Annotated in this window: 22 protein-coding genes; 5 read left to right on the top strand and 17 right to left on the bottom strand. The window is 72.2% G+C overall.

The window, feature by feature from the left end; all coding sequences use genetic code 11:
• Position 1: 1 nt before the first annotated feature.
• From RR3_RS09850 to pafA, 7 genes are all read right to left on the bottom strand, one after another.
• A complete protein-coding gene (locus tag RR3_RS09850) occupies positions 2-835 on the bottom strand; it encodes a DUF4333 domain-containing protein (RefSeq protein WP_072786402.1) in 834 nt (277 codons plus the stop codon).
• A gap of 107 nt (positions 836-942) precedes the next feature.
• On the bottom strand, positions 943-3,672 hold the full coding sequence (locus tag RR3_RS09855) for a DEAD/DEAH box helicase (RefSeq protein WP_017682298.1): 2,730 nt from the start codon (positions 3,670-3,672) through the stop codon (positions 943-945).
• Positions 3,673-3,678: 6 nt separating this feature from the next.
• Positions 3,679-4,626: a twin-arginine translocase subunit TatC gene (gene tatC, locus RR3_RS09860; protein WP_017682297.1), complete on the bottom strand. Its 948-nt coding sequence runs from the start codon at positions 4,624-4,626 to the stop codon at positions 3,679-3,681.
• 86 nt (positions 4,627-4,712) lie between these two features.
• A complete protein-coding gene (gene tatA / locus RR3_RS09865) occupies positions 4,713-4,973 on the bottom strand; it encodes a Sec-independent protein translocase subunit TatA (protein ID WP_026138124.1) in 261 nt (86 codons plus the stop codon).
• A gap of 95 nt (positions 4,974-5,068) precedes the next feature.
• Positions 5,069-6,043, bottom strand: a complete 975-nt coding sequence (locus tag RR3_RS09870) for a helix-turn-helix transcriptional regulator (protein ID WP_017682296.1) — start codon at positions 6,041-6,043, stop codon at positions 5,069-5,071.
• The gene (locus RR3_RS09875) at positions 6,040-7,080 is read right to left on the bottom strand and encodes a helix-turn-helix transcriptional regulator (RefSeq protein ID WP_017682295.1); all 1,041 of its coding nucleotides are present in this window, start codon (positions 7,078-7,080) and stop codon (positions 6,040-6,042) included. Before RR3_RS09875 ends, RR3_RS09870 begins: the two co-directional genes overlap by 4 nt.
• Before the next feature lie 80 nt (positions 7,081-7,160).
• Positions 7,161-8,519 (bottom strand): Pup--protein ligase, encoded by a 1,359-nt coding sequence (gene pafA / locus RR3_RS09880; protein ID WP_003937216.1) that lies wholly within the window; start codon positions 8,517-8,519, stop codon positions 7,161-7,163.
• 64 nt (positions 8,520-8,583) lie between these two features.
• Between pafA and RR3_RS09885 the strand changes: the two genes are divergently transcribed.
• The gene (locus RR3_RS09885; RefSeq protein WP_072786408.1) at positions 8,584-10,056 is read left to right on the top strand and encodes a bifunctional phosphatase PAP2/diacylglycerol kinase family protein; all 1,473 of its coding nucleotides are present in this window, start codon (positions 8,584-8,586) and stop codon (positions 10,054-10,056) included.
• Here RR3_RS09885 and prcA read toward each other — a convergent pair.
• From prcA to arc, 6 genes are all read right to left on the bottom strand, one after another.
• Entirely contained in the window at positions 10,044-10,820 is a 777-nt protein-coding gene (gene prcA / locus RR3_RS09890; RefSeq protein WP_064066610.1) for a proteasome subunit alpha, read from the bottom strand. The genes RR3_RS09885 and prcA overlap by 13 nt on opposite strands.
• Positions 10,817-11,635: a proteasome subunit beta gene (gene prcB / locus RR3_RS09895; RefSeq protein WP_017681810.1), complete on the bottom strand. Its 819-nt coding sequence runs from the start codon at positions 11,633-11,635 to the stop codon at positions 10,817-10,819. Before prcB ends, prcA begins: the two co-directional genes overlap by 4 nt.
• Positions 11,636-11,679: 44 nt before the next feature.
• Positions 11,680-11,871, bottom strand: coding sequence for a ubiquitin-like protein Pup (locus RR3_RS09900; RefSeq protein WP_003937722.1), 192 nt, complete (start codon positions 11,869-11,871; stop codon positions 11,680-11,682).
• A gap of 138 nt (positions 11,872-12,009) precedes the next feature.
• Positions 12,010-13,503, bottom strand: a complete 1,494-nt coding sequence (dop, locus tag RR3_RS09905) for a depupylase/deamidase Dop (protein WP_010596453.1) — start codon at positions 13,501-13,503, stop codon at positions 12,010-12,012.
• Between the two features lie 10 nt (positions 13,504-13,513).
• Positions 13,514-13,924 (bottom strand): nitroreductase family deazaflavin-dependent oxidoreductase, encoded by a 411-nt coding sequence (locus RR3_RS09910; protein WP_064066611.1) that lies wholly within the window; start codon positions 13,922-13,924, stop codon positions 13,514-13,516.
• A 73-nt stretch (positions 13,925-13,997) separates the two neighbouring features.
• Positions 13,998-15,782 (bottom strand): proteasome ATPase, encoded by a 1,785-nt coding sequence (arc, locus tag RR3_RS09915; protein ID WP_064066612.1) that lies wholly within the window; start codon positions 15,780-15,782, stop codon positions 13,998-14,000.
• A 173-nt stretch (positions 15,783-15,955) separates the two neighbouring features.
• Between arc and RR3_RS09920 the strand changes: the two genes are divergently transcribed.
• Complete coding sequence (locus RR3_RS09920; RefSeq protein ID WP_064066613.1) at positions 15,956-16,483, top strand: WKL family lipoprotein; 528 nt, start codon at positions 15,956-15,958, stop codon at positions 16,481-16,483.
• A gap of 24 nt (positions 16,484-16,507) precedes the next feature.
• Here the strand turns inward: RR3_RS09920 and RR3_RS09925 are convergent, their stop codons facing one another.
• Positions 16,508-17,359, bottom strand: a complete 852-nt coding sequence (locus RR3_RS09925; RefSeq protein ID WP_010596458.1) for a tRNA (adenine-N1)-methyltransferase — start codon at positions 17,357-17,359, stop codon at positions 16,508-16,510.
• 70 nt (positions 17,360-17,429) lie between these two features.
• Here RR3_RS09925 and RR3_RS09930 point away from each other — a divergent pair, with 70 nt between their 5' ends.
• The 3 genes from RR3_RS09930 to RR3_RS09940 all read left to right on the top strand — a co-directional run bounded on the left by RR3_RS09930 (position 17,430) and on the right by RR3_RS09940 (position 21,016).
• Positions 17,430-18,311: a RecB family exonuclease gene (locus tag RR3_RS09930; RefSeq protein WP_040269745.1), complete on the top strand. Its 882-nt coding sequence runs from the start codon at positions 17,430-17,432 to the stop codon at positions 18,309-18,311.
• Entirely contained in the window at positions 18,308-19,123 is an 816-nt protein-coding gene (locus RR3_RS09935; protein WP_017681805.1) for a thioesterase family protein, read from the top strand. Before RR3_RS09930 ends, RR3_RS09935 begins: the two co-directional genes overlap by 4 nt.
• 96 nt (positions 19,124-19,219) lie before the next feature.
• On the top strand, positions 19,220-21,016 hold the full coding sequence (locus RR3_RS09940) for an alpha/beta fold hydrolase (protein WP_072786404.1): 1,797 nt from the start codon (positions 19,220-19,222) through the stop codon (positions 21,014-21,016).
• Between the two features lie 22 nt (positions 21,017-21,038).
• Here RR3_RS09940 and hisG read toward each other — a convergent pair whose 3' ends face one another.
• From hisG to RR3_RS09955, 3 genes are all read right to left on the bottom strand, one after another.
• Positions 21,039-21,902 (bottom strand): ATP phosphoribosyltransferase, encoded by an 864-nt coding sequence (gene hisG, locus RR3_RS09945; protein WP_010596462.1) that lies wholly within the window; start codon positions 21,900-21,902, stop codon positions 21,039-21,041.
• Positions 21,903-22,007: 105 nt separating this feature from the next.
• Complete coding sequence (locus tag RR3_RS09950) at positions 22,008-22,271, bottom strand: phosphoribosyl-ATP diphosphatase (protein WP_003937712.1); 264 nt, start codon at positions 22,269-22,271, stop codon at positions 22,008-22,010.
• 60 nt (positions 22,272-22,331) lie between these two features.
• Positions 22,332-23,219, bottom strand: a complete 888-nt coding sequence (locus RR3_RS09955) for a pseudouridine synthase (RefSeq protein WP_064066711.1) — start codon at positions 23,217-23,219, stop codon at positions 22,332-22,334.
• Positions 23,220-23,221 lie beyond the last annotated feature (2 nt).

Consider the following 23,221-nt stretch of genomic DNA (forward strand, 5'->3'; position numbering starts at 1 on the left):
CTCAGTTGGGCCGGCTGACCTCGTAGGTGCCCTCGTCGTCGGTGAAGGTCAAGGTCACCGTCCGGAACTGCCCGTCCACCGTGAGGGTGCACTCGAAGCTGTTGCCCGCCTTGACTTCTTCACCGTCCGGGCACTGCACGTCGGAGACGTCGGTTGCGCCGTACGACTCGGTGAGGACCTTCTCGACGCCGGCCTGCGCGGCCTCGGGGTCGAGGGTGTCGGTGCCGCCGAAGAGCAGGACGGCGCCGATGATCGCCCCGATCAGCACGAGCGCAGCGACGGCCAGGCCGACGATCAGGCCGGTCTTCGACTTCGTCTGCGGTGCACCGGCATTCCACTGGTTCGCGCCGGTCCATTGCTGGCCTTGCGGCTGACCGGGCTGCTGCTGTCCCCACTGGCCCTGCTGCGGCTGCCCCTGCTGCGGTTGTCCCCACTGCTGGCCTTGCGGCTGACCGGGCTGCTGCTGTCCCCACTGGCCCTGTTGCGGCTGGCCCTGTTGCGGTTGTCCCCACTGCTGGCCGGGCTGCTGCCCCCACTGCTGGCCTTGCGGCTGACCGGGTTGCTGCTGTCCCCACTGGCCCTGCTGCGGCTGGCCCTGTTGTGGCTGGCCCTGTTGCGGCTGGCCCTGCTGCGGCTGCCCCCACTGCGGCTGGCCCTGCTGGGGCTGGCCTGGGCCCTGCTGCGCCCACGACTGCCCGGGAGCCTGGCCCTGCTGCGGTGTGCCGAACGCCTGCGTCGGTGCCGGCCCCTGCTCGGCTCCGGAGGACGGCGGGGGCGACGGCGCCCACTGCTTGGTCGAATCGTCGGAATCCTGCGGGTCGTGCGGACCGCTCATTGTCGCCTCCACCTGCCTTCGCTGTGTCCAATTACCGTAGTCGTAGCACCCCACCCATCACGAGGAAGCCGTGTGGCAGCGCGCGTATCAAACCACACGCGGTGTCTTCACGCCGCATCGACCGCGACGACACCGCGCCGGATCGCGCCGATCGCGCGGGCGGCCGTCTTGGCGAGCTGCGGGTCGACGGCGCCGGTGCGGATCTGATCGAGCAGATCGATGACCTGCCGGCACCAGCGCACGAAATCGCCCGCCGACAGGTCACGTCCGGCGGTGCCGGCGGCGAGCAGAGCCTCGGTCAACGACTGGGTGCTCACCCACGTGTAGATGGCGTCGACGAATCCGGGATCCGGTTCCCGGGTCGGGGGCAGCTTGAAGCGGACCTCGTCGGCGCGCAGCTGTCCGCACAGACGGACGGTGTCGGCGAGCGCGCGACGCAGCGGCCCGGTCGGCCCGTACTCGGTGGCGCCCTCCTCGGCGCGGGCTTCGTACACCACGGCCGAGACGACCGCGGCGAGCTCGGCGGGCGAGAGCCCGGCCCACACCCCGTGGCGCAGGCATTCGGCGACCAGCAGGTCGCTCTCGCTGTAGATGCGGGCGAGCCGCTCCCCCGCCTCGGTGGTCGACGGATCGTCGCCGGCGGTGAGGTAGCCCCGCTCGGTCAGCAACGCGACGATCCGCTCGAAGGTGCGTGCGAGGGAATTGGTGGTGGCCGCGGATTGGCGGCGCATCTGGGCCACCTCCCGGCCCAGCCGGTTGTAGCGTTCCCCGAGCCGGGCGAGACGGTCGAGATCGGGATGCTGGTGGGCCGGATGCCGGCGCAGCCGCCGCCGCAGCGTGTCGATTTCGCGGCTGTCGCCGTGCTTGGCGCGCTTGGGTCGGCGCGGCGCGGAAATCCCGGTGCTGCGCAGCGCCGATGCGAGGTCCCGGCGGGCCCGGGCGGTGCGGGCGTCGGCGTGTCGGGGCAGCCGGAGCTTCCCCAATGCGGTCGCCGGGGCCGGGAAGTCCGCGGCCGACACCCGGCCGGACCAGGCGTCCGCGGTGACCACGAGCGGCCGGGGATCGGTGACATCGGTGTCGGTCTCGAGGACGACGGCCAGGCCGGTGCGTCGGCCGCCGGGGATGGCGACGATGTCGCCGCGGCGCAGCGCGAGCAGCGACGCGACCGCCGCCTGCCGGCGGTCCTGCCGCGCCTGGCGTTCGCGGGCACGTTCGAGCTGGGTCAGTTCCTCGCGCAGCTGCAGGTAGTCGAGGATTTCGCCGTCCTCGCCGCCGAGCTGGTCGCGCAGCTTGGCGAGGGCCTTCTCGTTGCGCTCGATGCCACGGGTCAGGCCGACGACCGACTTGTCCGCCTGGAACTGCGCGAAGGACCGTTCCAGCAGTGCCCGCGAGTGTTCGGCGCCGACCGCGTCGATCAGGTTGACCGCCATGTTGTACGACGGTCGGAACGAGCTGCGCAGCGGGAACGTGCGGGTGGAGGCGAGCCCGGCGACGTCGGCGGGCTCGAGACCCGGCTGCCACAGCACCACCGCGTGGCCCTCGACGTCGATGCCGCGCCGTCCGGCCCGCCCGGTGAGCTGGGTGTACTCGCCCGGGGTGAGTTCGGCGTGGGTTTCGCCGTTGTACTTGACCAGCTTCTCGAGCACCACGGTGCGGGCCGGCATGTTGATGCCCAGGGCGAGGGTTTCGGTGGCGAACACCGCGCGCACCAGGCCGCGGACGAACAGATCCTCGACGGTGTGCCGGAACGCCGGGAGCATGCCGGCATGGTGGGCGGCGATGCCGCGTTCGAGGGCGGCGCGCCACTCCCGGAAGCCGAGCACCTCGAGGTCGGCGCGCGGCAGGTCGCCGGTGTGCTCGTCGACGACCGCCCGGATCTGCGCGATCTCGGCCTCGGAGGTCAGGTGCAGCCCGGCGCGCAGGCACTGACCGACGGCGGCGTCGCAGCCGGCGCGGCTGAAGACGAACGTGATCGCCGGCAACAACCCTTCCCGGTCGAGGCGGGCGACGACCTCCGGGCGCGGCAGCGGCCGGAACCCGATGCGCCCGCGGGGCCCGCCCCACCGGCCGGCCGAGTCGAGGGCGGCGCGGCGGCGCACCTGCTCGACGAGTTCCCGGTTGACCACGACCCCGCGGCGACCGGTGCCGTCCGCCGCGTCCGGGTGTGCGGCGGATTCGAACAGGTCGAAGATGCGGGGACCGACCATGACGTGCTGGTGCAGCGGAATGGGCCGCACCTCGTCGACGACGACGGCGGTGTCCCCGCGCACGGTCTCCATCCAGTCACCGAACTCCTCGGCGTTGGAGACGGTCGCGGACAGGCTGACCAGGCGCACGTCCTCGGGCAGGTGCAGGATGACCTCCTCCCACACCGCGCCGCGGAACCGGTCGGCGAGGAAGTGCACCTCGTCCATCACCACGTGGGTCAGCCCGATCAGGGTGGTCGAGGACGCGTAGAGCATGTTGCGCAGCACCTCGGTGGTCATCACCACCACCGGGGCGTCCGGGTTGACGGACTGATCACCGGTGAGCAGCCCGACCGCGGCCTTGCCGTAGCGGGCGACCAGATCGGCATACTTCTGGTTGCTCAGTGCCTTGATGGGGGTGGTGTAGAAGCACTTGCTGCCGGCACGCAGCGCCAGATGCACGGCGAACTCCCCGACCACGGTCTTGCCGGCGCCGGTGGGGGCGCACACGAGCACGCCGTGCCCGCCCTCGAGGGCGCGGCAGGCCTGCACCTGGAACGGGTCGAGCGGGAAGGGCAGCCCGGCGGTGAACTCGGCGAGCCGGGACGCCGGCGGGGGCGCGGTGGATCCGGTGTCGGGTGAATCGGTCACAGGCGACTAGAGGGTGTCGGAGTAGTCGGCGGACGCGGGCCCGGGCGGCGGCGTGGAGGTGGGCGCCGGCACCGGGGCCGGCGGGGTGATCGGCGAGCTCTCGTCGTCGTCGAGGTCACCCCAGCCCTGTTCCCGGTCGCGGCGGGCCCGGCGCTTGTCGTTGAGGCGGGCGATCTGGATGGCCAGCTCGAGCAGCACGGTCAGGGCCGCGGCCAGCGCCAGCATCGAGAACGGGTCCTGCCCCGGGGTGGCGACGGCCGCGAAGACGAACATCGCCATGATCAGCCCCCGCCGCCACGCCTTGAGCTTGGCGTAGCTGAGGATCCCGACGGCGTTGAGGGCGACGATGACGAGGGGGATCTCGAAGGACACCCCGAAGATCACGAGCAGGTTGATGATGAACCCGAAGTACTCCGAGCCCGACAGCGCGGTGACCTGCACGTCGTTGCCGACGGTGAGCAGGAACGACAACGCGTGCGAGACCACCAGGTAGGCCAGGACGGCGCCCGCGACGAACAGTGCCGCGCCGGAGACGACGAACCCGATCGCGTAGCGGCGTTCCTTCGCATACAGCCCGGGGGTGATGAACGCCCACAGCTCGTACAGCCAGATCGGGCAGGCGAGCACGATGCCCGCGGTCAGCGCCACCTTCAGCCGCAGCATGAACTGCTCGAACGGCCCGGTGGCGAGCAGCCGGCAGCTGTCGTCGGGGCTGATGTCGGCGCGCGCGGACGCCGGCAGATCACAGTAGGGGCCCCGCAGGATCTCGCCGAGGCTCGGCAGCCCGAACAGGCCGGTGCTGTACCAGACGAACCCGACGATCGTGGTGAGGACCACCGCGGCGAGGGCGATGAGCAGACGGGTGCGCAGTTCGTAGAGGTGCTCGACCAGCGACATGGTGCCGTCGGGATTGGTCTTGCGTCGGCTTCGACGCGGATCGAACGGGATGCGCACGGTGCGGTTCTCAGCTCCTGTCACGGCCGCCGGGATCAGCGGAGGACCGGGACATCCGCGCGGATGTCCCGGTCAGGGTAGTACGGTCAGGCCGAACGCGATTCGGGCTGCGACGTCTGCGTCTGCGGCTCCACGGGGGCCTGGGGCGGCTGGGCCGGCGGCAACGGGCTCGGAGCCGGCTGCTGCGCGGGGCGCGCATCGTCGTTCTGCATCTCCTTGACCTCGCTCTTGAAGATGCGCAGCGACCGGCCGAGACCGCGAGCCGCATCGGGCAGCTTCTTCGAACCGAACAGGATGATCACGACGATCGCGACGATGGCCCAGTGCCAGGGGCTCATTGCACCCATTATCAACCTCCACTGATCTGCTGGCGTCGATGCTACCGGACCGCCCTTGCCGCGGCGCGCCGCACAGGGGCGTTCACAGGGAGTTCGCAGCGGCTTCACACACCGTTCCCGGCGAGCGCGTCGTACGCCGTCAGCGCCGCCTGCGCCCGGTCCCGCACCGCCGCGACCAGCTCCGGCGGGCCGAGCACCCGCACCCCCGCGCCGAGGCCGACGGCCAGGCGCGCCATCCAGTCCAGCGACGCGTAGTGCATCACCGCGTCGACGACGCCGTCCTCGTGGGCCTGCACATCGGTGAGCGGATAGTAGTCGAGCAGCCACCCGTAGCCGGACTCGATGCGCAACCGTGCCGCCGGCAGCGCCGGGTCCCCCGCGAACAGGTCGAGGTGGTCGTCCTCGTCCAGCGCCCGCTCGGGCGGATCCGCCGGTTCGTCGAGTTCGGTGGCGGCGTCGATGCGGTCGAACCGGAACAGCCGCACCCCGTCGGCGGCGCGGCACCAGGCCTGCAGGTAGGTCTGCTCCCCGACCAGCACGATCCGGATCGGATCGACGTCGCGTTCGGACACCGCGTCGCGGGAGGCCGAATAGTAGGTCAGGTGCAGCGCCCGTCCGTGCTGCACGGCCGACCGCACCGTCGCCGCCACCGGATCCTCGGCGACCGGAGGTGTGGGGGCCGGGGGGCGGGCGGTGGCCGCGGCCGTGCCGGCCGCCGCCTCGATCTTCGCGATCGCCCCGAGCGCCGCGGTGGGGTCGACCACACCGGGCATCTCCACCAGCGACCGCAACGCCACCAGCAGCGCCGTGGCCTCGGTGGACGTCAGCCGCAGCGGCCGGTCGATCCCGGCGGTGAAGGTGACCACGATGCTGTCCTCGGAGAACGACAGATCGATCAGGTCGCCGGGACCGTAGCCGGGTAGCCCGCACACCCACAGCTGATTCAGGTCGTCCATGATCTGCTTCGGGGTGACCCCGAGATCGCGCGCGGCCTCGGCGGCGCTGATCCCCGGATGGGCCAGGAAGTAGGGCACCAGGTTCAGCAGCCGGGTCAGCCGACCGGACAGACGTGTGCTCATCGGTGCTCCCCCCGCTCGGCGGCCACGCCGCTGTTGGTGCCGGCGCCGGCCGCGACCGTCGGGGTGGCCAGCACCCGGGCCAGGGTGCGGCGCACCTCCTCGCGCAACTCCGGCGGGTCGAGCACCAGCGCGTCGGCGCCCTGCCCGGCGATCACCCGCCCGATCCACTCCCACGACCGCACCGGCACGTCCAGGACCGTGCCGGGCCGGGCGCCCACCACGCGGCGCTCGTGCTCGGTGCCGAGCCGGCGCAGTTCGAATGCGCGCCCGTCCGCGACCCACACCCGGGCATGACCGGTCACGTCGCCGGTGGCGGTGGCGGCGCGGGCGTGCGCCCGCAGGTCCACCCCCTCGGGGATCCGCACGGCCCCGGCAGGACCGAACTCGGTGATGTCGTCGTCGATCCGGGAGAGCCGGAAGGTGCGCGGCGCCCCCCGGTCCCGGTCGAACCCCACCAGATACCAGCGACCGTGCACCGTGACCACCCCCCACGGCTCGACGGTGCGCTCGGTCCACGGGTCGGTCGGGGAACTGCGGTGCCGGAACCGCACCGCGCGGCGCGCGTCGACGGCGGCGAGCAGCCGCCCCAGCACCGGCTCGGAACCGCGACTGCGGGTGGGCATCGCGGTGATCGCGCCCGCCGGATCGGCATCGACCTGCACCCCGGCGGCGCGCAGCTTGAGCAGCGCGCCCTGCGCCGCGGAGGTGAGCTCCGGTGACTCCCACAGCGCCGCCGCCACCGCGACCGCCGCGGCCTCGGCGCTGGTCAGTTCGATCTCGGGCAGTTCGTAGGCGTCGCGGTTGATGCGGTAGCCCTCGACGGTGGAGAACCGGGACGGCATGCCGGTCTCGAGGGGGATCCCCAGATCGCGCAGCTCGTTCTTGTCGCGTTCGAACATGCGGCTGAACGCCTCGTCGCTGCCCGAGTCGTCGTATCCGGCGACGGAGGCGCGGATCTTCTCGGCGGTGAGGAACTGGCGGGTGGACAACAGGCAGATGACCAGGTTCACCAGCCGCTCGACTTTGGAATTCGCCACGCGGTGCAGCCTAATCCCCCGCCCGCCGGTCGACCCGGTTACCGGACGCCGGCCCCTCTGCCGGCGACCCCGGGGCGCTCCTACATCGAGGCGATGAGCCGTTCGACGCGTTCGTCGACCGAGCGGAACGGGTCCTTGCACAGGACCGTGCGCTGCGCCTGATCGTTGAGCTTGAGGTGCACCCAGTCCACGGTGAAGTCGCGGCCCGCGTCCTGCGCGGCGGCGATGAAGTCGCCGCGCAGCTTCGCCCGGGTGGTCTGCGGCGGGGTGTGCACGGCCGCGTCGACGGACTCGTCGTCGGTCAGCCGCGTGGCCAGGCCCTTGCGCTGAAGCAGGTCGAACACCCCGCGCCCGCGTTTGATGTCGTGGTACGCCAGGTCCAGCTGGGCGATCTTCGGGTCGGACAGCTCCAGGTCGTAGCGGTCCTGGTAGCGCTGGAACAGCTTGCGCTTGATCACCCAGTCGACCTCGGTTTCGACCTTCGCGAAGTCCTGCGACTCGACCGCGTCGAGCACCCGGCCCCACAGATCCACCACCTGCTCGACGTGCGGATCGGGTTCGCGGGTGCGCAGGTACTCCACCGCCCGGCCGTGATACTCGCGCTGGATGTCGAGGGCGCTGGCCTGCCGGCCACCGGCCAGGCGCACCGGCCTGCGCCCGGTCAGGTCGTGGCTGACCTCCCGGATGGCCCGGATCGGATTGTCGAGCGCGAAGTCGCGGAACGCCACCCCGGCCTCGATCATCTCGAGCACCAGCGACGCGGAGCCGACCTTGAGCATCGTGGTGGTCTCGGACATGTTCGAGTCCCCGACGATCACGTGCAACCGCCGGTACTTCTCGGCGTCGGCGTGCGGCTCGTCGCGGGTGTTGATGATCGGCCGGGACCGGGTGGTCGCCGACGACACGCCCTCCCAGATGTGCTCGGCGCGCTGCGACAGGCAGAACGTGGCCGCCTTGGGGGTCTGCAGCACCTTCCCGGCGCCGCAGATCAACTGCCGCGTCACCAGGAACGGCAGCAGCACGTCCGAGATGCGGGAGAACTCCCCCGCCCGCACCACGAGGTAGTTCTCGTGGCAGCCGTAGGAGTTGCCGGCCGAGTCGGTGTTGTTCTTGAACAGGTAGATGTCCCCGCCGATGCCCTCCTCGGCGAGGCGCTGCTCGGCGTCGATCAGCAGTTCCTCGAGCACCCGCTCGCCGGCGTGATCGTGCTCGACGAGCTGGAGAAGGTCGTCGCATTCGGCCGTGGCGTACTCCGGGTGCGACCCGACGTCCAGGTACAGGCGCGCCCCGTTGCGGAGGAACACGTTCGAGCTGCGCCCCCAGGACACCACCCGGCGGAACAGATACCGGGCGACCTCGTCCGGGCTCAGCCGCCGGTGCCCGTGGAAGGTGCACGTGACGCCGAACTCCGTCTCGATGCCCATGATTCGTCGCTGCACACTTCGACAGTACCGCGCGGAATCACCGAGCATGAGCCGCAACGGGATTACCGTCGAACCCGTGATGTTCGCCCCCGCACCGTTGACACGCCTGGACCGGTCCCTGTTCGCGGGCAGCGCCGCCCTGCGGCCCTCCCCCGCCGACCCCGTGCTGCGCGGCCTGAGCCGCGCCGCCGACCACGGTCGGCTGTGGCTGGGCTGCGCCGCGGCGTGCGCCGCGATGGGCGGACGGCCCCGGCGCGGCGCCGTCCGCGGCCTGCTGGCCCTGGGCGGGGCCAGCGCCCTGGCCAACGGGGTGCTCAAGCCGCTGCTGCCGCGCCGCCGCCCCCCGGCCCGGCAGGACGGGCCGCTGCGCCGCTCGCTGCCGACGCCACGCTCGTCGTCGTTCCCGTCCGGGCATTCGGCGTCGGCGGCGGCCTTCGCCACCGGGATGGCCCTCGAATCCCCGCTGGCGGGGGCCGTGCTCGCGCCGGTGGCCGCGGCGGTCGCCTACTCCCGGGTGCACACCGGGGTGCACTGGCCGGCCGACGTGGTCACCGGCGTCGCCCTCGGCACGGCGGTGGCCCTGGCCACCCGGCGCTGGTGGGCGGTCCGCACCGAGGAGCCCGCCCGGCTGGGCCCACCCACCCCGGCCCCCGCCCTGCCGCAGGGCCGGGACCTGCTGGTGCTGGTCAACCCCGACGCGGGCCGGGACGACGGCGCGGACGCGATCGCCGCGGCGCTGCCCCGGGCACGGGTGATCGTCCTCGACCCGGACCAGGAGTTCACCGCCCAACTCGACCGGTACGTCGCCGAGCACGCCCCCGCGGCGCTCGGCGTACACGGCGGGGACGGCACCGTGCGGGCCGCGGCCGGCGCGGCCGTGGCGCACGGCCTGCCGCTGGCGGTGTTCCCGGGCGGCACCCTGAACCATTTCGCGCGCGACGCCGGGCTGCTCGACCTGGAGCAGACCGTGCGCGCGGTCGAGCGCGGGCAGGCCCAGCGCGTGGATCTCGGCCGGGTACAGGTCGACAGGTCCGGGCCGGAGGGTGGCCCGGTGTTCGTCAACACCGCCAGCGTGGGCGGCTATCCGGACTCGGTGCGGCTGCGCGAACGCTGGGAGCCGCGGATCGGCAAGTGGCCGGCCGCCGCGGCGGCGTTGGCCGCGGTCCTCGCGACCGCGAGCCCGCTGCGGGTGTCGCTGGACGGGGTGCCCACCGCGGTGTGGTTGCTGTTCGTCGGCAACGGACGGTACGCACCGGACGATCGGGTGCCGATGTCACGGCCCCGCCTCGACACCGGGACCCTGGACGTGCGGTATCTGCGGGCCGATCTGCACTGGTCGCGGACGCGACTGCTCGCGGCCGCGGCCACCGGCAGCCTCGCCGGGTCCCCGATCCACGTGCGGCGCGATGCGCCGGCGCTGTCGGTGCGGGTGCGTGACGGGCGGGTCGCCCTGGCCACCGACGGTGAGGTCCTCGCCGAGGGCACGCGGTTCGAGTTCCGCAGCGCCCCCGGCGCGCTGACCGTCTACCGGCCCGTCGATCAGGAACCCTGAGCGGGCTCCGCTCCGTCCGCCCCGGCGGTGTCACTGCCCGCCCCGGCGGTGTCACTGCCCGGCAGCAACTGGTCGAGCGCGGCGCCGGTGATGCGGCGGAACGCGCGGCGCGGGCGGGGCTTCTCGAGCACCGCCACCTCGAGTTCGGCGCGGCCGAGCACCCGGGTGCCGTTCTCGGGTCCGGCGGCGGGCACCTGCTGCAAGGCCTGCACTGCGACCTGCACCGCCTCGGCGAGGGACAGCCCCGGCCGGTACGACTCGCGTAGCGCGGTGGCGATGGGTTCGGTGTGCCCACCCATCACCACGAACTGCGGTTCGTCGACGATCGACCCGTCGTAGGTGATGCGGTACAGCTGCGCCGTGTCGGCGGACTCGGCGCGGCCGACCTCGGCGACGCAGATCTCCACCTCGTACGGCTTGGGCTGCTCGGTGAAGATGGTGCCCAGGGTCTGGGCGTAGGCGTTGGCCAGCGACCGCACGGTCACATCGCGCCGGTCGTAGGAATAGCCGCGCATGTCGGCGTGCACGATCCCGGCGCGCCGCAGGTTCTCGAACTCGTTGTACTTGCCGACCGCGGCGAATCCGATGCGGTCGTACAGTTCACTGACCTTGTGCAGGGCCTTCGACGGGTTCTCGGCAACGAACACCACCCCGTCGGCGTAGATCAGCACGACCACACTGCGGCCCCGCGCGATGCCCTTGCGCGCCAGTTCCGAGCGATCGCGCATGATCTGCTCGGCGGACGCATAGTACGGCAGCGTCACAGCGCACCTCCCTGCCCGGACTCGGTGACGGTGCGGTCCGCGACGACGGTGCGGGCCAGCTCGGACAATGTCTGCTCCGGTACCTCGACAGCGCCGTCGGCGGTGATGACCACCGCGGTGGGATAGATGCCGCGGGCGGTGTCCGGGCCGCCGGTGGCGGTGTCGTCGTCGGCGGCGTCGTAGAGGGCCTCGACGACGGTGCGCAGCGCCGCCGCCTGGTCCGCGTCGGCGCGGTAGAGCTTCTTGAGCGACGACTTGGCGAACAACGACCCCGAGCCCACCGCGTGGTAGCCGGCGCGCTCCTCGTAGCGGCCCCCCACCACGTCGTAGGACACGATCCGGCCGGCGCGCTGCGGGTCCGGCGCCTCGAGGTCGTAGCCGACCAGCAGCGGGACCACCGCCAGGCCCTGCATCGCGGCCCCGAGGTTGCCGCGCACCATCGACGACAACCGGTTGGCCTTACCGTCGAAGGTCAGCGGGACACCTTCGATCTTCTCGTAGTGCTCGAGTTCCACCGCGAACAGGCGCACGAGCTCGACGGCCAGCCCGGCGGTGCCGGCGATCCCGGCCGCGGAGTAGCTGTCGGTGACGAACACCTTCTGCACGTCCCGGCTGGCCACCATGTTGCCCATGGTGGCGCGCCGGTCACCGGCGATCAGCACCCCACCGGCGAACGTCACCGCGACGATCGTGGTGCCGTGCGGGGCGATGTCCGCGTCGGCGCCGCGCAGCCCGGGACGGTTCTCCGGCAGCAGTTCCGGCGCGTGCAGGCGCAGGTGGTCGGAGAACGAGGACAGCGGGGAACCGAACGGCATGTGCGGCGGGTGGACGGGGAACGGGATCGGCGAACGCTCCGCTGTCACTGGCCGCCCTTCTGCACGTACGCACGCACGAAGTCCTCGGCGTTCTCCTCGAGCACGTCGTCGATCTCGTCGAGCAGGTCGTCGGTCTCGGCCGCGAGCTTCTCGCGTCGTTCCTGACCGGCACCGCCGTCGCCGACGACCTCGTCGTCGTCGCCTCCGCCACCGCGTGTGGTCCGCTCCTGAGCCATAGCGGTCGACCTCCTCGTTCGTTCGTGGGGCCCGCCCCGGCCGCGACCGGCGCGAGCACCGACTGCTCGGACCTCCACCCTACCGAGCAGATGCGACACTCCGCGCGACTACGCGCGTGTCGCGCCCGCCCGGGCGGGTCAGCTGGTCAGTTCGTCGACCAGCGCGGCCGCCGAATCCACCGAGTCGAGCAACTTGCCGACGTGCGCGCGGCTGCCGCGCAGCGGCTCGAGGGTGGGGATGCGCACCAGCGATTCGCCGCCCAGGTCGAAGATCACCGAGTCCCAGCTGGCGGCGGCGATGTCGGCGCCGAACCGGCGCAGGCATTCGCCGCGGAAGAACGCGCGGGTGTCCGACGGCGGGGTATGCACCGCGTCGAGCACATCCTGCTCGGCGACCAGGCGCTCCATCGAGCCGCGGGCGACGAGCCGGTTGTACAGGCCCTTGTCCAGCCGCACGTCGGAGTACTGCAGGTCCACCAGATGCAGCCGCGGTGCCGACCACGCCAGGCCCTCCCGGTTGCGGAACCCCTCGAGCAGGCGCAGTTTCGCCGGCCAGTCCAGCAGGTGCGCGCAGTCCATGGGGTCGCGTTCGAGCAGGTCGAGGACCATCGCCCACTTGTCGAGGATGTCGCGGACCCGCTTGTCGTCGGTGCCGTCGTGGAACGTCGCGACCCGCTCGTGGTAGATCCGCTGCAGGGCCAGGCCGGTCAGCTCCCGGCCGTCGGTCAGGGCCACGGTCTTGCGCAGCGTGGGGTCGTGGCTGATGTGGTGCACGGCGGTGACCGGCCGCGCCAGCTGCAGATCCGACAGGTCCACACCGGCCTCGATCAGATCCAGCACCAGCGCGGTGGTGCCGACCTTGAGGTAGGTCGACATCTCGGCGAGGTTGGCGTCGCCGATGATGACATGCAGGCGCCGGTACTTGTCGGCGTCGGCGTGCGGCTCGTCGCGGGTGTTGATGATGCCCCGCTTGAGGGTGGTCTCGAGCCCGACCTCGACCTCGATGTAGTCGGCGCGCTGCGACAACTGGAATCCGGCCTCGTCGCCGGACTGGCCGATGCCGACCCGGCCGGAGCCGGTGATCACCTGCCGGGAGACGAAGAACGGGGTCAACCCCGCGACCACCGCCGAGAACGGCGTGTCGCGGGCCATGAGGTAGTTCTCGTGGGTGCCGTACGAGGCGCCCTTGCCGTCGACGTTGTTCTTGTACAACTGCAGGCGCGGCGCGCCGGGCACGCTCGAGGCGTGCCGGGCGGCCGCCTCCATCACCCGTTCGCCGGCCTTGTCCCAGATGACCGCGTCGAGGGGGTCGGTGACCTCCGGCGCCGAGTACTCCGGGTGGGCGTGGTCGACGTACAGCCGGGCGCCGTTGGTGAGGATCATGTTGGCGGCGCCGACCTCGTCGGCGTCGATGACCGGGGCCGGGCCGTTGAACCGGCCCAGGTCGAAGCCGCGGGCGTCGCGCAGGGGGGATTCGACCTCGTAGTCCCAGCGGGTGCGCTTGGCGCGGGGCACGCCCTCAGCGGCCGCGTACGCCAGCACCGCCTGGGTGGACGTGAGGATCGGGTTCGCTGTGGGCTCGTTGGGTGAGGAGATCCCGTACTCGACCTCGATGCCGATGATCCGCTGCATGACGTCGAGGTTAGGCGATCGGCGCCGGGTCGGGCGGGCCGGGACGGGCGGAAGGTGGGGCGACGGCGGTGTCGAGAAACTCCACCGAGCCGGTCGCGCGCAGAACCTGGCGGACCCCGGGCGGCGCCCAGCCCGCCGTCGGGTCGCGGCCGAGGACGGGGTCGACGAGGTCGAGACGGCGGCCGCGGTGGTGCAGGGTGCAGCCGCCCGCGGCACGCACGTTGCGCACCCAGTCGGTCCGGGGACCGTAGGTCAGTGCGATGCGGTAGCCGCCTGCGCGGCCGAACACCAGCACCGGGGTGCGATAGCGGCGCCCGCTGCGCCGGCCGCGATGTTCGACGATCGCCGTGCCCGGCAGGTGCCCGGCGAGCCGGTTGGTGACCACCCGGTTGAACCGGGCGAGGGCACGGGGCAGCGGCACGCTCACCCTCCTGCCGGTCGCGTCGGGTCCCGGTGGGGCCGCCGCTCCCCGCGGCGGCCCCACCGGGACGGCGTCACAGGTACTGGCCGGTGTTCGACTCGGTGTCGATCGCCCGGCTGGCGCTGGCGTTCTTACCGGTGACCAGGGTGCGGATGTAGACGATGCGTTCGCCCTTCTTGCCCGGGATCCGTGCCCAGTCGTCCGGGTTGGTGGTGTTGGGCAGGTCCTCGTTCTCGGCGAATTCGTCGACGATGGAGTCGAGCAGGTGCTGCACCCGCAGGCCCGGTGCCCCGGTCTCGAGCACCGACTTGATCGCGTACTTCTTGGCGCGGTCGACGATGTTCTGGATCATCGCCCCGGAGTTGAAGTCCTTGAAGTACAGGACCTCCTTGTCACCGTTGGCGTACGTCACCTCGAGGAAGCGGTTCTCCTCGCTCTCGGCGTACATCCGGTCGACGACCCGTTCGATCATCGCGCGCACGCACGCACCGCGGTGCCCGCCGAACTCGGCGAGGTCGTCGGCGTGCACCGGCAGTCCCTCGGTGAGGTACTTGGAGAAGATGTCCAGTGCCGCCTCGGCGTCGGGCCGTTCGATCTTGATCTTCACGTCGAGCCGGCCGGGCCGCAGGATCGCCGGGTCGATCATGTCCTCCCGGTTGGACGCGCCGATCACGATGACGTTCTCGAGGCCCTCGACACCGTCGATCTCCGACAGCAGCTGCGGCACCACCGTGGTCTCGACGTCGGAGGACACCCCGGAGCCGCGGGTGCGGAAGATCGAGTCCATCTCGTCGAAGAACACGATCACCGGGGTGCCTTCGGACGCCTTCTCCCGCGCCCGCTGGAAGATCAACCGGATGTGGCGTTCGGTCTCGCCGACGAACTTGTTGAGCAGTTCGGGGCCCTTGATGTTGAGGAAGTAGGACTTGGCCTCCTTCGAATCCTCGCCGCGGGCCTCGGCGATCTTCTTGGCGAGCGAATTGGCGACGGCCTTGGCGATGAGGGTCTTGCCGCAGCCGGGCGGGCCGTAGAGCAGCACCCCCTTGGGTGGGCGCAGCGCGTATTCCCGGAACAGGTCCTTGTGCAGGAACGGCAGTTCCACCGCGTCGCGGATCTGTTCGATCTGCCGGCCGAGGCCACCGATGTCGTTGTAGTCGACGTCGGGAACCTCTTCGAGGACGAGGTCCTCGACCTCGGCCTTGGGGATGCGCTCGAAGGCGTACCCGGCCTTGCTGTCGACCAGCAGCGAGTCGCCCGGCCGCAGCTTGAACGACGCTTCGGTGTCCTCGCCGCCCTCGCCGACCTCGACGATCCCGGCCGCGGCTGCCGCCGCGGCGGCCAGCGGCGCGGCCAGCCACACGATGCGTTCCTCGTCGGCGTGTCCGACCACGAGGGCGCGGGTGCCGTCGTCGAGGACCTCGCGCAAGGTGGTGATCTCCCCGACCCGCTCGAAGCCGCCGGCTTCGACGACGGTCAGCGCCTCGTTCAACCGGACCGTCTGTCCGGAGACGAACGACTCGGGTTCGAGGTTCGGGGACACGGTGACCCGCATCTTGCGGCCGGAGGTGAACACGTCCACGGTCTGGTCGTCGTAGATGCCGAGCAGCACCCCGTAACCGCTGGGGGGCTGACCGAGCCGGTCGACTTCCTCGCGCAGGGTGATCAGCTGCTGGCGGGCCTCTTTGAGGGTGTCCATCAGCTTGCCGTTGCGCACGGTCAGGGAGTCGAGCCGGGCCTCGAGGTCACGGACCTGTTCGGACGGTTCGACGAGCCGCCGCCGCAGGGCGGTCGCCTCGGCGCGCAGCGCTTCGAGTTCTTGTGCCGCCGCAACCGAATCCGGGTTCTCTGTCGAGCTCATGTGCGACTCCCTCCACTATCGGTCATTCCACGCTACCGGCAGACGGCCGACTGTGTGGTGCGACGCGAAATCGGCATGCGGCGAATGCGTGTCGGATTCCTCACGGCGGCGACCCGGGACCCCACGACCGATGTTAGCCTTGCCTTTCTCGCAGCCGGGTCGAAAGGACTTCCGTGACCACTCGCACCAGGTGGGCAGCTGCCGCCGTCGCCGCCACCGCCCTGACCGCGCTGCCGGCCTGCGCCACCGGCGACTCCACCGGTGCCGCCGTCCAGTCCACCGCCGTCCAGTCCACCGCCGTCCAGTCCACCGCCGTCCAGTCCACCGCCGTCCAGTCCACCGCCGTCCAGTCCACCGCCGCCCCGTCCGCCGCGTCCGCGGCCGAACTCGACGCCGTGCTGGCGACGTTCTTCGACCCGGCGGTGCCGGCGGCCGACAAGACCGCGATCGTCGAGAACGGCGCGGCGCGGGCCGCGCTGCTCGAACAGTTCAACGGGATGCTCGCCGGCTACCCGCTCACCGCCGACGTCGACACCGTCGAGTCCGTCGACGGCGACACGGTCACGGCGACCGTGCAGGTCACCGGCCCGCACGGCGGCGCCCCGATGCCGATGACGTTCGAGCGGGAGGACGGAACCTGGCACCTGGCGGACGAGAGCACCTGCCAGGTCCTGGCGATGGGGTCCCTGACCTGCCGGTGACCGAGCGCTCGGCCCCCGGCCGGATCAGCCCTTGCTCGGCCGGCGCTGCGGCTTCGGCGTGACGGTGCCCTCGGCGAGACGGCGCGCGCTGACCAGGAACGCGGTGTGCCCCTGCATCCGGTGCTCCGGCCGCACCGCCAGACCCACCACGTGCCAGCCGCGCACCATCGACTCCCACGACCGCGGTTCCGTCCAGCAGGTCTGCTCCCGCAGCGCCTCGACCACCTTCGACAGCTGAGTCACCGTCGCCACATACACGATCAGCACCCCACCGGGCACCAGCGCCTTCGCCGCCGTCGGCAGAGCATCCCACGGGGCCAGCATGTCCAGCACCACCCGGTCGACCGGACCGTGCCGGTCCAGGTCGTAGTCCGCGACGTCCCCCACCGTCAGATCCCAGTTCCCGGGACGCTGCCCGAAGAAGGTCTCGACGTTGCGCACCGCATGCTCGGCGTGATCCTCGCGCACCTCGTAGGACACCACCCGGCCGGTCGGTCCCACCGCCCGCAGCAGCGAACAGGTCAGCGCACCCGAACCGGCACCGGCCTCGAGCACCCGGGCACCGGGGAACACATCACCCTCGTGCACGATCTGTGCGGCGTCCTTCGGGTAGATCACCTGCGCCCCACGCGGCATGGACAGCACGTAGTCCGTCAGCAGCGGCCGCAACGCCAGATACGGGGTGCCGTTCGTGGAGGTGACGACGCTGCCCTCGTCCGCGCCGAGCAGCGCGTCGTGCAGGATCCCGCCCCGGTGGGTGTGGAACTCCTTGCCCGCCTCGAGCACCACCGTGTACTTGCGGCCCTTGGCGTCGGTGAGCTGCACCCGGTCACCGACCTCGAACGGTCCGCTGCGCCCGAGTCCACCTGCTGCCATCGCCGTATCCACCTTCGTCCGCTCCACCGGGACCGACACCGTGTCGGTCCCGGGCCATACCCTGCCAGGTGTGAACCCGGCCGCGACCACGCCCCCCACCGACGACCGGCCCGCGGCACCGCGGCCACCGGCGCTGTCGCCGTCCCGTGCCGCCGACTTCAAACGCTGCCCCCTGCTCTACCGGTTCCGGGCGATCGACCGCATCCCGGAGGTCCCGTCGCGAGCCCAGCTGCGCGGCAGTCTCGTCCACGCAGCCCTCGAAGCGTTGTTCACCCTGCCCGCCGCCGACCGGCTGCCCGCCCCCGCCGCCGAGCTGGTGGCACCGGCCTGGCGGCGGCTCGTCGAGCACGAACCCGCCCTCGCCGAGGTGATCGGCGAGGACCAGCGCGACCGGTTCCTCGCCGAGGCCCGCGCCCTGCTCGCCCGCTACTTCACCCTCGAGGACCCCACCGCGTTCACCCCCGAGGCGTGCGAGCTGCGGGTGGAGACCGACCTGGACGACGGGCCGCGGCTGCGCGGCTTCGTCGACCGGCTCGACATCTCCCCGCAGGGCCTGCTGCGCGTGGTCGACTACAAGACCGGCCGCTCCCCCCGGCCCGACGGCGAGGCGGCGGCACTGTTCCAACTGAAGTTCTACGCCCTGGTGATGCTGCGCACCCGCGGCGTGGTGCCGGCGCGGCTGCGACTGCTGTACCTCGCGGACGGACAGGTGCTCGACTACACCCCCGACCAGGACGAGCTGCGCCGCTTCGAGACCACCCTGCGCGCCCTCTGGGCGGCCGTGCGCACCGCGACCGACGCACAGGACTTCCGGCCCAACCCGGGACCGCTGTGCCGGTGGTGCGATCATCGGGTGCGGTGCCCGGCATTCGGCGGCACCGCCCCGCCCTATCCGGACCGCCCGGACGAACACGCCGGTGCGGACCGCACCGAGGAGGAGACGAACGAGTGAGCGACGCGGCGTACTTCGTGCCGATCGACGGGAGCAACCCCAGCGCCGACGTCGAACGCTTCCAGCCCACCGCGCACACCGTCAGCACGTGGGCACCGACGATGCAGCACGGCGCCCCGCCGTCCGCGCTGCTGGCCCGCGCCCTCGACCGCCACGGCCGACGACCCGACGCCCGACTGACCCGCATCTGCGTCGAACTGCTCGGCCCGGTGCCGCTGACCGAGATCGAGGTCCGCACCCGCATCGACCGCCCCGGCCGCAAGGTCGAACTCGTCGTCGCCGAGCTGTGGGCCGCCGGCCCCGACAGCACCGCCCGCGCCGTGGCCCGCGGCACCGCCTGGCGCATGCAGACCACCGAACTGCCCGAGGTCGCCCACGCCGCCGACGCGCCGCTGCCGCCACCCGCTCGCGGCACCGTCGAACACCCCGACGCCGACTTCTGGCAGACCGGGTTCGTGCGCACCCTGGACTGGCGCACCATCACCCCCATCGGGGCGCCCGGGCCGTCGGCAGCGTGGCTGCGCACCGACGTCGCACTCGTCGAGGGCGAAGCCCCCACCCCCGTCGAGCGGCTGTTCACCGTCGCCGACGTCGCCAACGGTGTCGGCTCCAAGCTCGACCCCGCCGAGTGGACATTCCTCAACACCGACCTGACGGTGCACCTGTTCCGGGAACCGACCGGCGAATGGATCGGCATCAGCGCCGAGACCTCCACCGGCCCGGACGGGGTGGGCATGACCGCCGGCGTGCTGTACGACGAGGACGGCGCCGTCGGACGGATCGCGCAGACCGTGCAGGTCCGCCCCCGCTGACCCCGCCGCGGGCACCGACCACCGATCACCGGGCGGACGCCCGCGGACCGTGCCACACTCGACCGGACATTTCGGTCGGCGCCAGGGGAGGACGACATGCCCGCGACCGGTCCCCACCGCCGAGCCCGCGCCGCCACCGCCGCGCTGCGCACGGCACCGTGGTGGACGTCCGTGCTCCTCGGACTCGTCTGTCTGCTGCTCGGCCTGCTGCTCACGACGAGACCGCTGACCTCACTGTCCGCGCTGGGCCTGCTGATCGGCCTGGCCGCGATCACCGCCGGCGCCGCCGACCTGCTCGCCGCGCACCGCTCCCACGCCGGTGCGGCGGCCATCGCCACTGCCCTCGCCTGGATCGGGTTCGGCATCGTCGTCCTCGCCTGGCTCGGCCGGACCCTGGATCTGCTCGCCCCCGCCGTCGCGCTCGCCCTCGTCGTCGGCGGCGCCCTGCGTCTGGCCCGCGCCGCCCGCGGCGACCTCGACGAGCGACTCACCACCGCAGTCCTCGGCCTCGCCGACATCGTGTTCGGTGTCCTCGCCTGGCGCTGGCCCGACGTCACGGTCCTCGTCGTCGCCTTCCTGTTCGGCATCCGCACCGTGTTCTTCGGCCTCACCCGCATCGGCGACGGACTCGCCGCCCTCGACGACCGCACCCCCGGCCCCACCCCGACGGCGCCCCGCCGCACCCCGGCCCGGTACCGGCGACCGGCCGTGGCGGTTCTCGCGCTGCTCGTGGCCGTCGCCGCAGCCGGCGTCGCGGTCCGCCTGCGCGCCGGCTCCCCCGTCGTCGACGCGTTCTACACCGCACCGCACCGGATGCCCGATCATCCCGGCGCGCTGCTGCGCGCCGAACCGTTCACCCGCGCCGTCCCCGACGGCGCCGAGGCCTGGCGCATCCTCTACACCACCACCCGCGACGACAACCAGCCCGCCGTGGCCAGCGCCCTGGTCGTGGTCGCGAAGAACGCCCCGCCCGGACCTCGACCGGTGATCGCCTGGGCCCACGGGACCACCGGTTTCGCCGAACCCTGCGCGCCCACCCTCCTCGACGACCCGCTCGGCGCCGGCGCCCTGCCCGCCGAGTCCGCGCTCCTCGACCGCGGCTGGGCTCTGGTGGCCACCGACTACGTCGGCCTGGGCACCGCAGGCCCGCACCCGTACCTGATCGGGCAGGGCGAAGGACGCTCGGTGCTCGACGCTGTGCGCGCAGCCCACCAGCTCGACCACCTCGACCTCGCCGACCGCACCGTCGTGTGGGGGCACTCGCAGGGCGGGCACGCGGCCCTGTGGGCGGGGCTGCTCGCCCCCACCTACGCCCCGGACACACCCGTCGCCGGGATCGCCGTGATGGCCCCCGCCAGCGACACCGTCGCGCTGACCACCGGACTCGACACCGTTCCCGGCGGCAGCGTGTTCGCCTCGTACGTCCTCGCCGCCTACACCGCGGTCTACGACGACGTCGACGGCGACACCTACGTCGGGCCCGCCGCCCGCACCCTCGTGCGCGAGATGGCGACGAGGTGCCTGTCCGAACCCGCCGTCTACGTCTCGGTCCTGTCGGCACTCTCGCTCAGTCGCGACCGATCCGTGCTGCGCACCGACCCCACTACCGGACCCCTCGGCCGCCGCCTCGCGGAGAACGTCCCCACCGGCACGATGGCCGTGCCCGTCCTGCTCGCGCAGGGCGCCACCGATTCCCTCGTCACCGCCGCCGTGCAGGACGGCTACGTGCGCGACCGCTGCGCCGAGAACTGGGCCCTGGACTACCGCACCTATCCCGGCCGGGACCACCTCGGGCTCGTCGCCGAGGACTCCCCGCTCGTACCCGACCTGCTCACCTGGACCGAACAGCGTCTCGCCGGCACCGCCGCCCCCGGCACCTGCCCCGGGCGCTGACGCGCCGGGCGCTCGGCCGCGGCTACTCGACGCCGCGCATCGCGCGGCACGACCGGATGTCCGTGGCCAGGATCGCCCGCGCCCCGATCCCGGCGAGCCGATCCATCACCGCGTTGTGACCCTTGCGCGGCACCATCGCCCGCACCGCCACCGACGAATCGTCGGCCAGCGGGGAGATCGTCGGTGACTCCAGCCCCGGCGTGATCTGCACGGCCTCGTCGAGCACCGGCTTGGGGCAGTCGTAGTCGAGCATCACGTACTGCTGCGCGAACACCACGCCCTCGATGCGGGCGACGAGCTGATTGCGCGCCGAATCCCCGCGGCTCGCGCCCTCCTGTTCGATCAGCACACCCTCCGAGTCGCACAGCGACTCCCCGAACGCCACCAGATCGTGCTGGCGCAGCGTCCGGCCCGAGCCGACGACATCGGCAATCGCGTCGGCGACGCCGAGCTGAATGGAGATCTCCACCGCACCGTCGAGACGGATCACCGTCGCCTCGATCCCCCGCGCCGCCAGGTCCCGCCGCACCAGATTCGGATACGAGGTGGCGATCCGCAGACCGGCCAGATCCTCGACCTTCCAGTCCCGGCCCCTGGGCGCGGCGTACCGGAACGTGGAGTACCCGAAACCCAGCGCGAGACGCTCGGTGACCGGCGCCGCCGAATCCAACGCCAGATCGCGGCCGGTGATCCCCAGATCGAGCTCGCCGGACCCGACGTAGATGGCGATGTCCTTCGGGCGCAGGAAGAAGAACTCGACGTCGTTGACCGGGTCGATGACGGTCAGATCGCGCGAGTCGGTGCGGCGCCGGTATCCGGCCTCACGCAGGATCTCGGCGGCGGACTCGGACAGCGAGCCCTTGTTCGGAACTGCGACGCGCAGCATGGACGGTCCTTTCGGCAACGGTGCGAACAGCAAGGGGCGGGAAAACGTGCGGGAGGTCTCGCGGGCACGACGGCCGGCCACGGGCCACGGCCCGGCGGCGCGCCGTCACAGGTGCTTGTAGACGTCCTCGAGCTTCAGTCCCCGGCCGACCATCAGCACCTGCACCCAGTACAGCAACTGCGAAATCTCCTCCGCCAGCTGTTCGTCGCTCTGGTACTCGGCGGCGATCCACACCTCGCCGGCCTCCTCGATCACCTTCTTGCCCTGGGCATGGACCCCGGCGTCGAGGGCGGCGACGGTGCCGGACCCCTCGGGACGGGTGACGGCACGCTCGGACAGCTCGGCGAACAGGGAATCGAAGGTCTTCACGGGGGTTCATTGTTTCATGACCGCGGCACGCTCCCGCACCCAGTGTCCCCCGCCGGACCGTCAGAACCCGAGGGTGAGGCCGCTGTCGAACCGGCGCCGCCGCCCGGTGCGCGGATCGTCGAACTCGACGGTCCGCGCCAGCAGGCGCAACGGATCGGAGAAGTCGTCCGGCGCGCGGCGCCGCAGCCGCGGATAGAAGTTGTCCCCCACGATCGGCGCGCCCAGCGAGTTCAGGTGCAGCCGCAGCTGGTGGGTGCGCCCGGTCCGGGGATGGAGCCGGTACCGGGCCAGCGCGCCGCGCCGCTCCACCAACTCGATCCACGTCTCGGAGTTGGCCTCGCCGGGCTCCTCCACCGCCGTGAGCTCACCGTGCCGCTTCCGGATGCGGCCGCGCACCGTGCGGGGGAACTCGAGTCCGGGCCGGTAGGGGGCGATCGCCTCGTACACCTTGCGCACCCGCTGCCGTTCGAACAGCTGCTGGTACGGCCCCCGCAACGCCGGGTCGACGGTGCACAGCAGCACGCCCGCCGTCATCCGGTCCAGACGGTGCACCGGCACCAGCTCCGGCAGACCGAGTTCGCGGCGCAGCCGTACCACCACCGTCTCCCGGATGTGCGCGCCCCGCGGGATCGTCGCCAGGAAGTGCGGCTTGTCCACGACGACCAGCCCCTCGTCGCGGTGCAGGACGGTCACCGGGAACGGCACCGGCACCTCCGGCGGCGGCTCGCGGTAGAAGTACACGAACCGGCCCGGCTGGTAGCCGGTGTCCTCGGTCACCGGCCGGCCGTGCTCGTCGACGAGTTCCCCGGCCGCGACGTGGCGCTGCCAGTCCTCACCGGGTTCGGCGCGGTGCAGGAACCCCAGGATCGTGCGGGCCGGATCGGTCACCGGCAGCCGCAGCCGATCGGGGCCGAGACCGTCGCGCACCGGCAGCGGCGGCGCGGCCACGG

Source organism: Rhodococcus ruber NBRC 15591 (genome assembly GCF_001894945.1).
Taxonomy (GTDB): Bacteria; Actinomycetota; Actinomycetes; order Mycobacteriales; family Mycobacteriaceae; genus Rhodococcus; species Rhodococcus ruber.

Coding starts and splice junctions, on each gene's coding strand:
- RR3_RS09925 (WP_010596458.1), bottom strand. CDS start 17,359: ATGGCAGCAGGTGGACTCGGGCGCAGCGGACCGTTCGAGGTCGGTGAC.
- RR3_RS09900 (WP_003937722.1), bottom strand. CDS start 11,871: ATGGCTCAGGAGCGGACCACACGCGGTGGCGGAGGCGACGACGACGAG.
- dop (WP_010596453.1), bottom strand. CDS start 13,503: ATGCAGCGGATCATCGGCATCGAGGTCGAGTACGGGATCTCCTCACCC.
- arc (WP_064066612.1), bottom strand. CDS start 15,782: ATGAGCTCGACAGAGAACCCGGATTCGGTTGCGGCGGCACAAGAACTC.
- prcB (WP_017681810.1), bottom strand. CDS start 11,635: ATGCCGTTCGGTTCCCCGCTGTCCTCGTTCTCCGACCACCTGCGCCTG.
- RR3_RS09850 (WP_072786402.1), bottom strand. CDS start 835: ATGAGCGGTCCGCACGACCCGCAGGATTCCGACGATTCGACCAAGCAG.
- hisG (WP_010596462.1), bottom strand. CDS start 21,902: ATGCTGCGCGTCGCAGTTCCGAACAAGGGCTCGCTGTCCGAGTCCGCC.
- RR3_RS09870 (WP_017682296.1), bottom strand. CDS start 6,043: ATGAGCACACGTCTGTCCGGTCGGCTGACCCGGCTGCTGAACCTGGTG.
- RR3_RS09940 (WP_072786404.1), top strand. CDS start 19,220: ATGCCCGCGACCGGTCCCCACCGCCGAGCCCGCGCCGCCACCGCCGCG.
- RR3_RS09885 (WP_072786408.1), top strand. CDS start 8,584: ATGTTCGCCCCCGCACCGTTGACACGCCTGGACCGGTCCCTGTTCGCG.
- tatA (WP_026138124.1), bottom strand. CDS start 4,973: ATGGGTGCAATGAGCCCCTGGCACTGGGCCATCGTCGCGATCGTCGTG.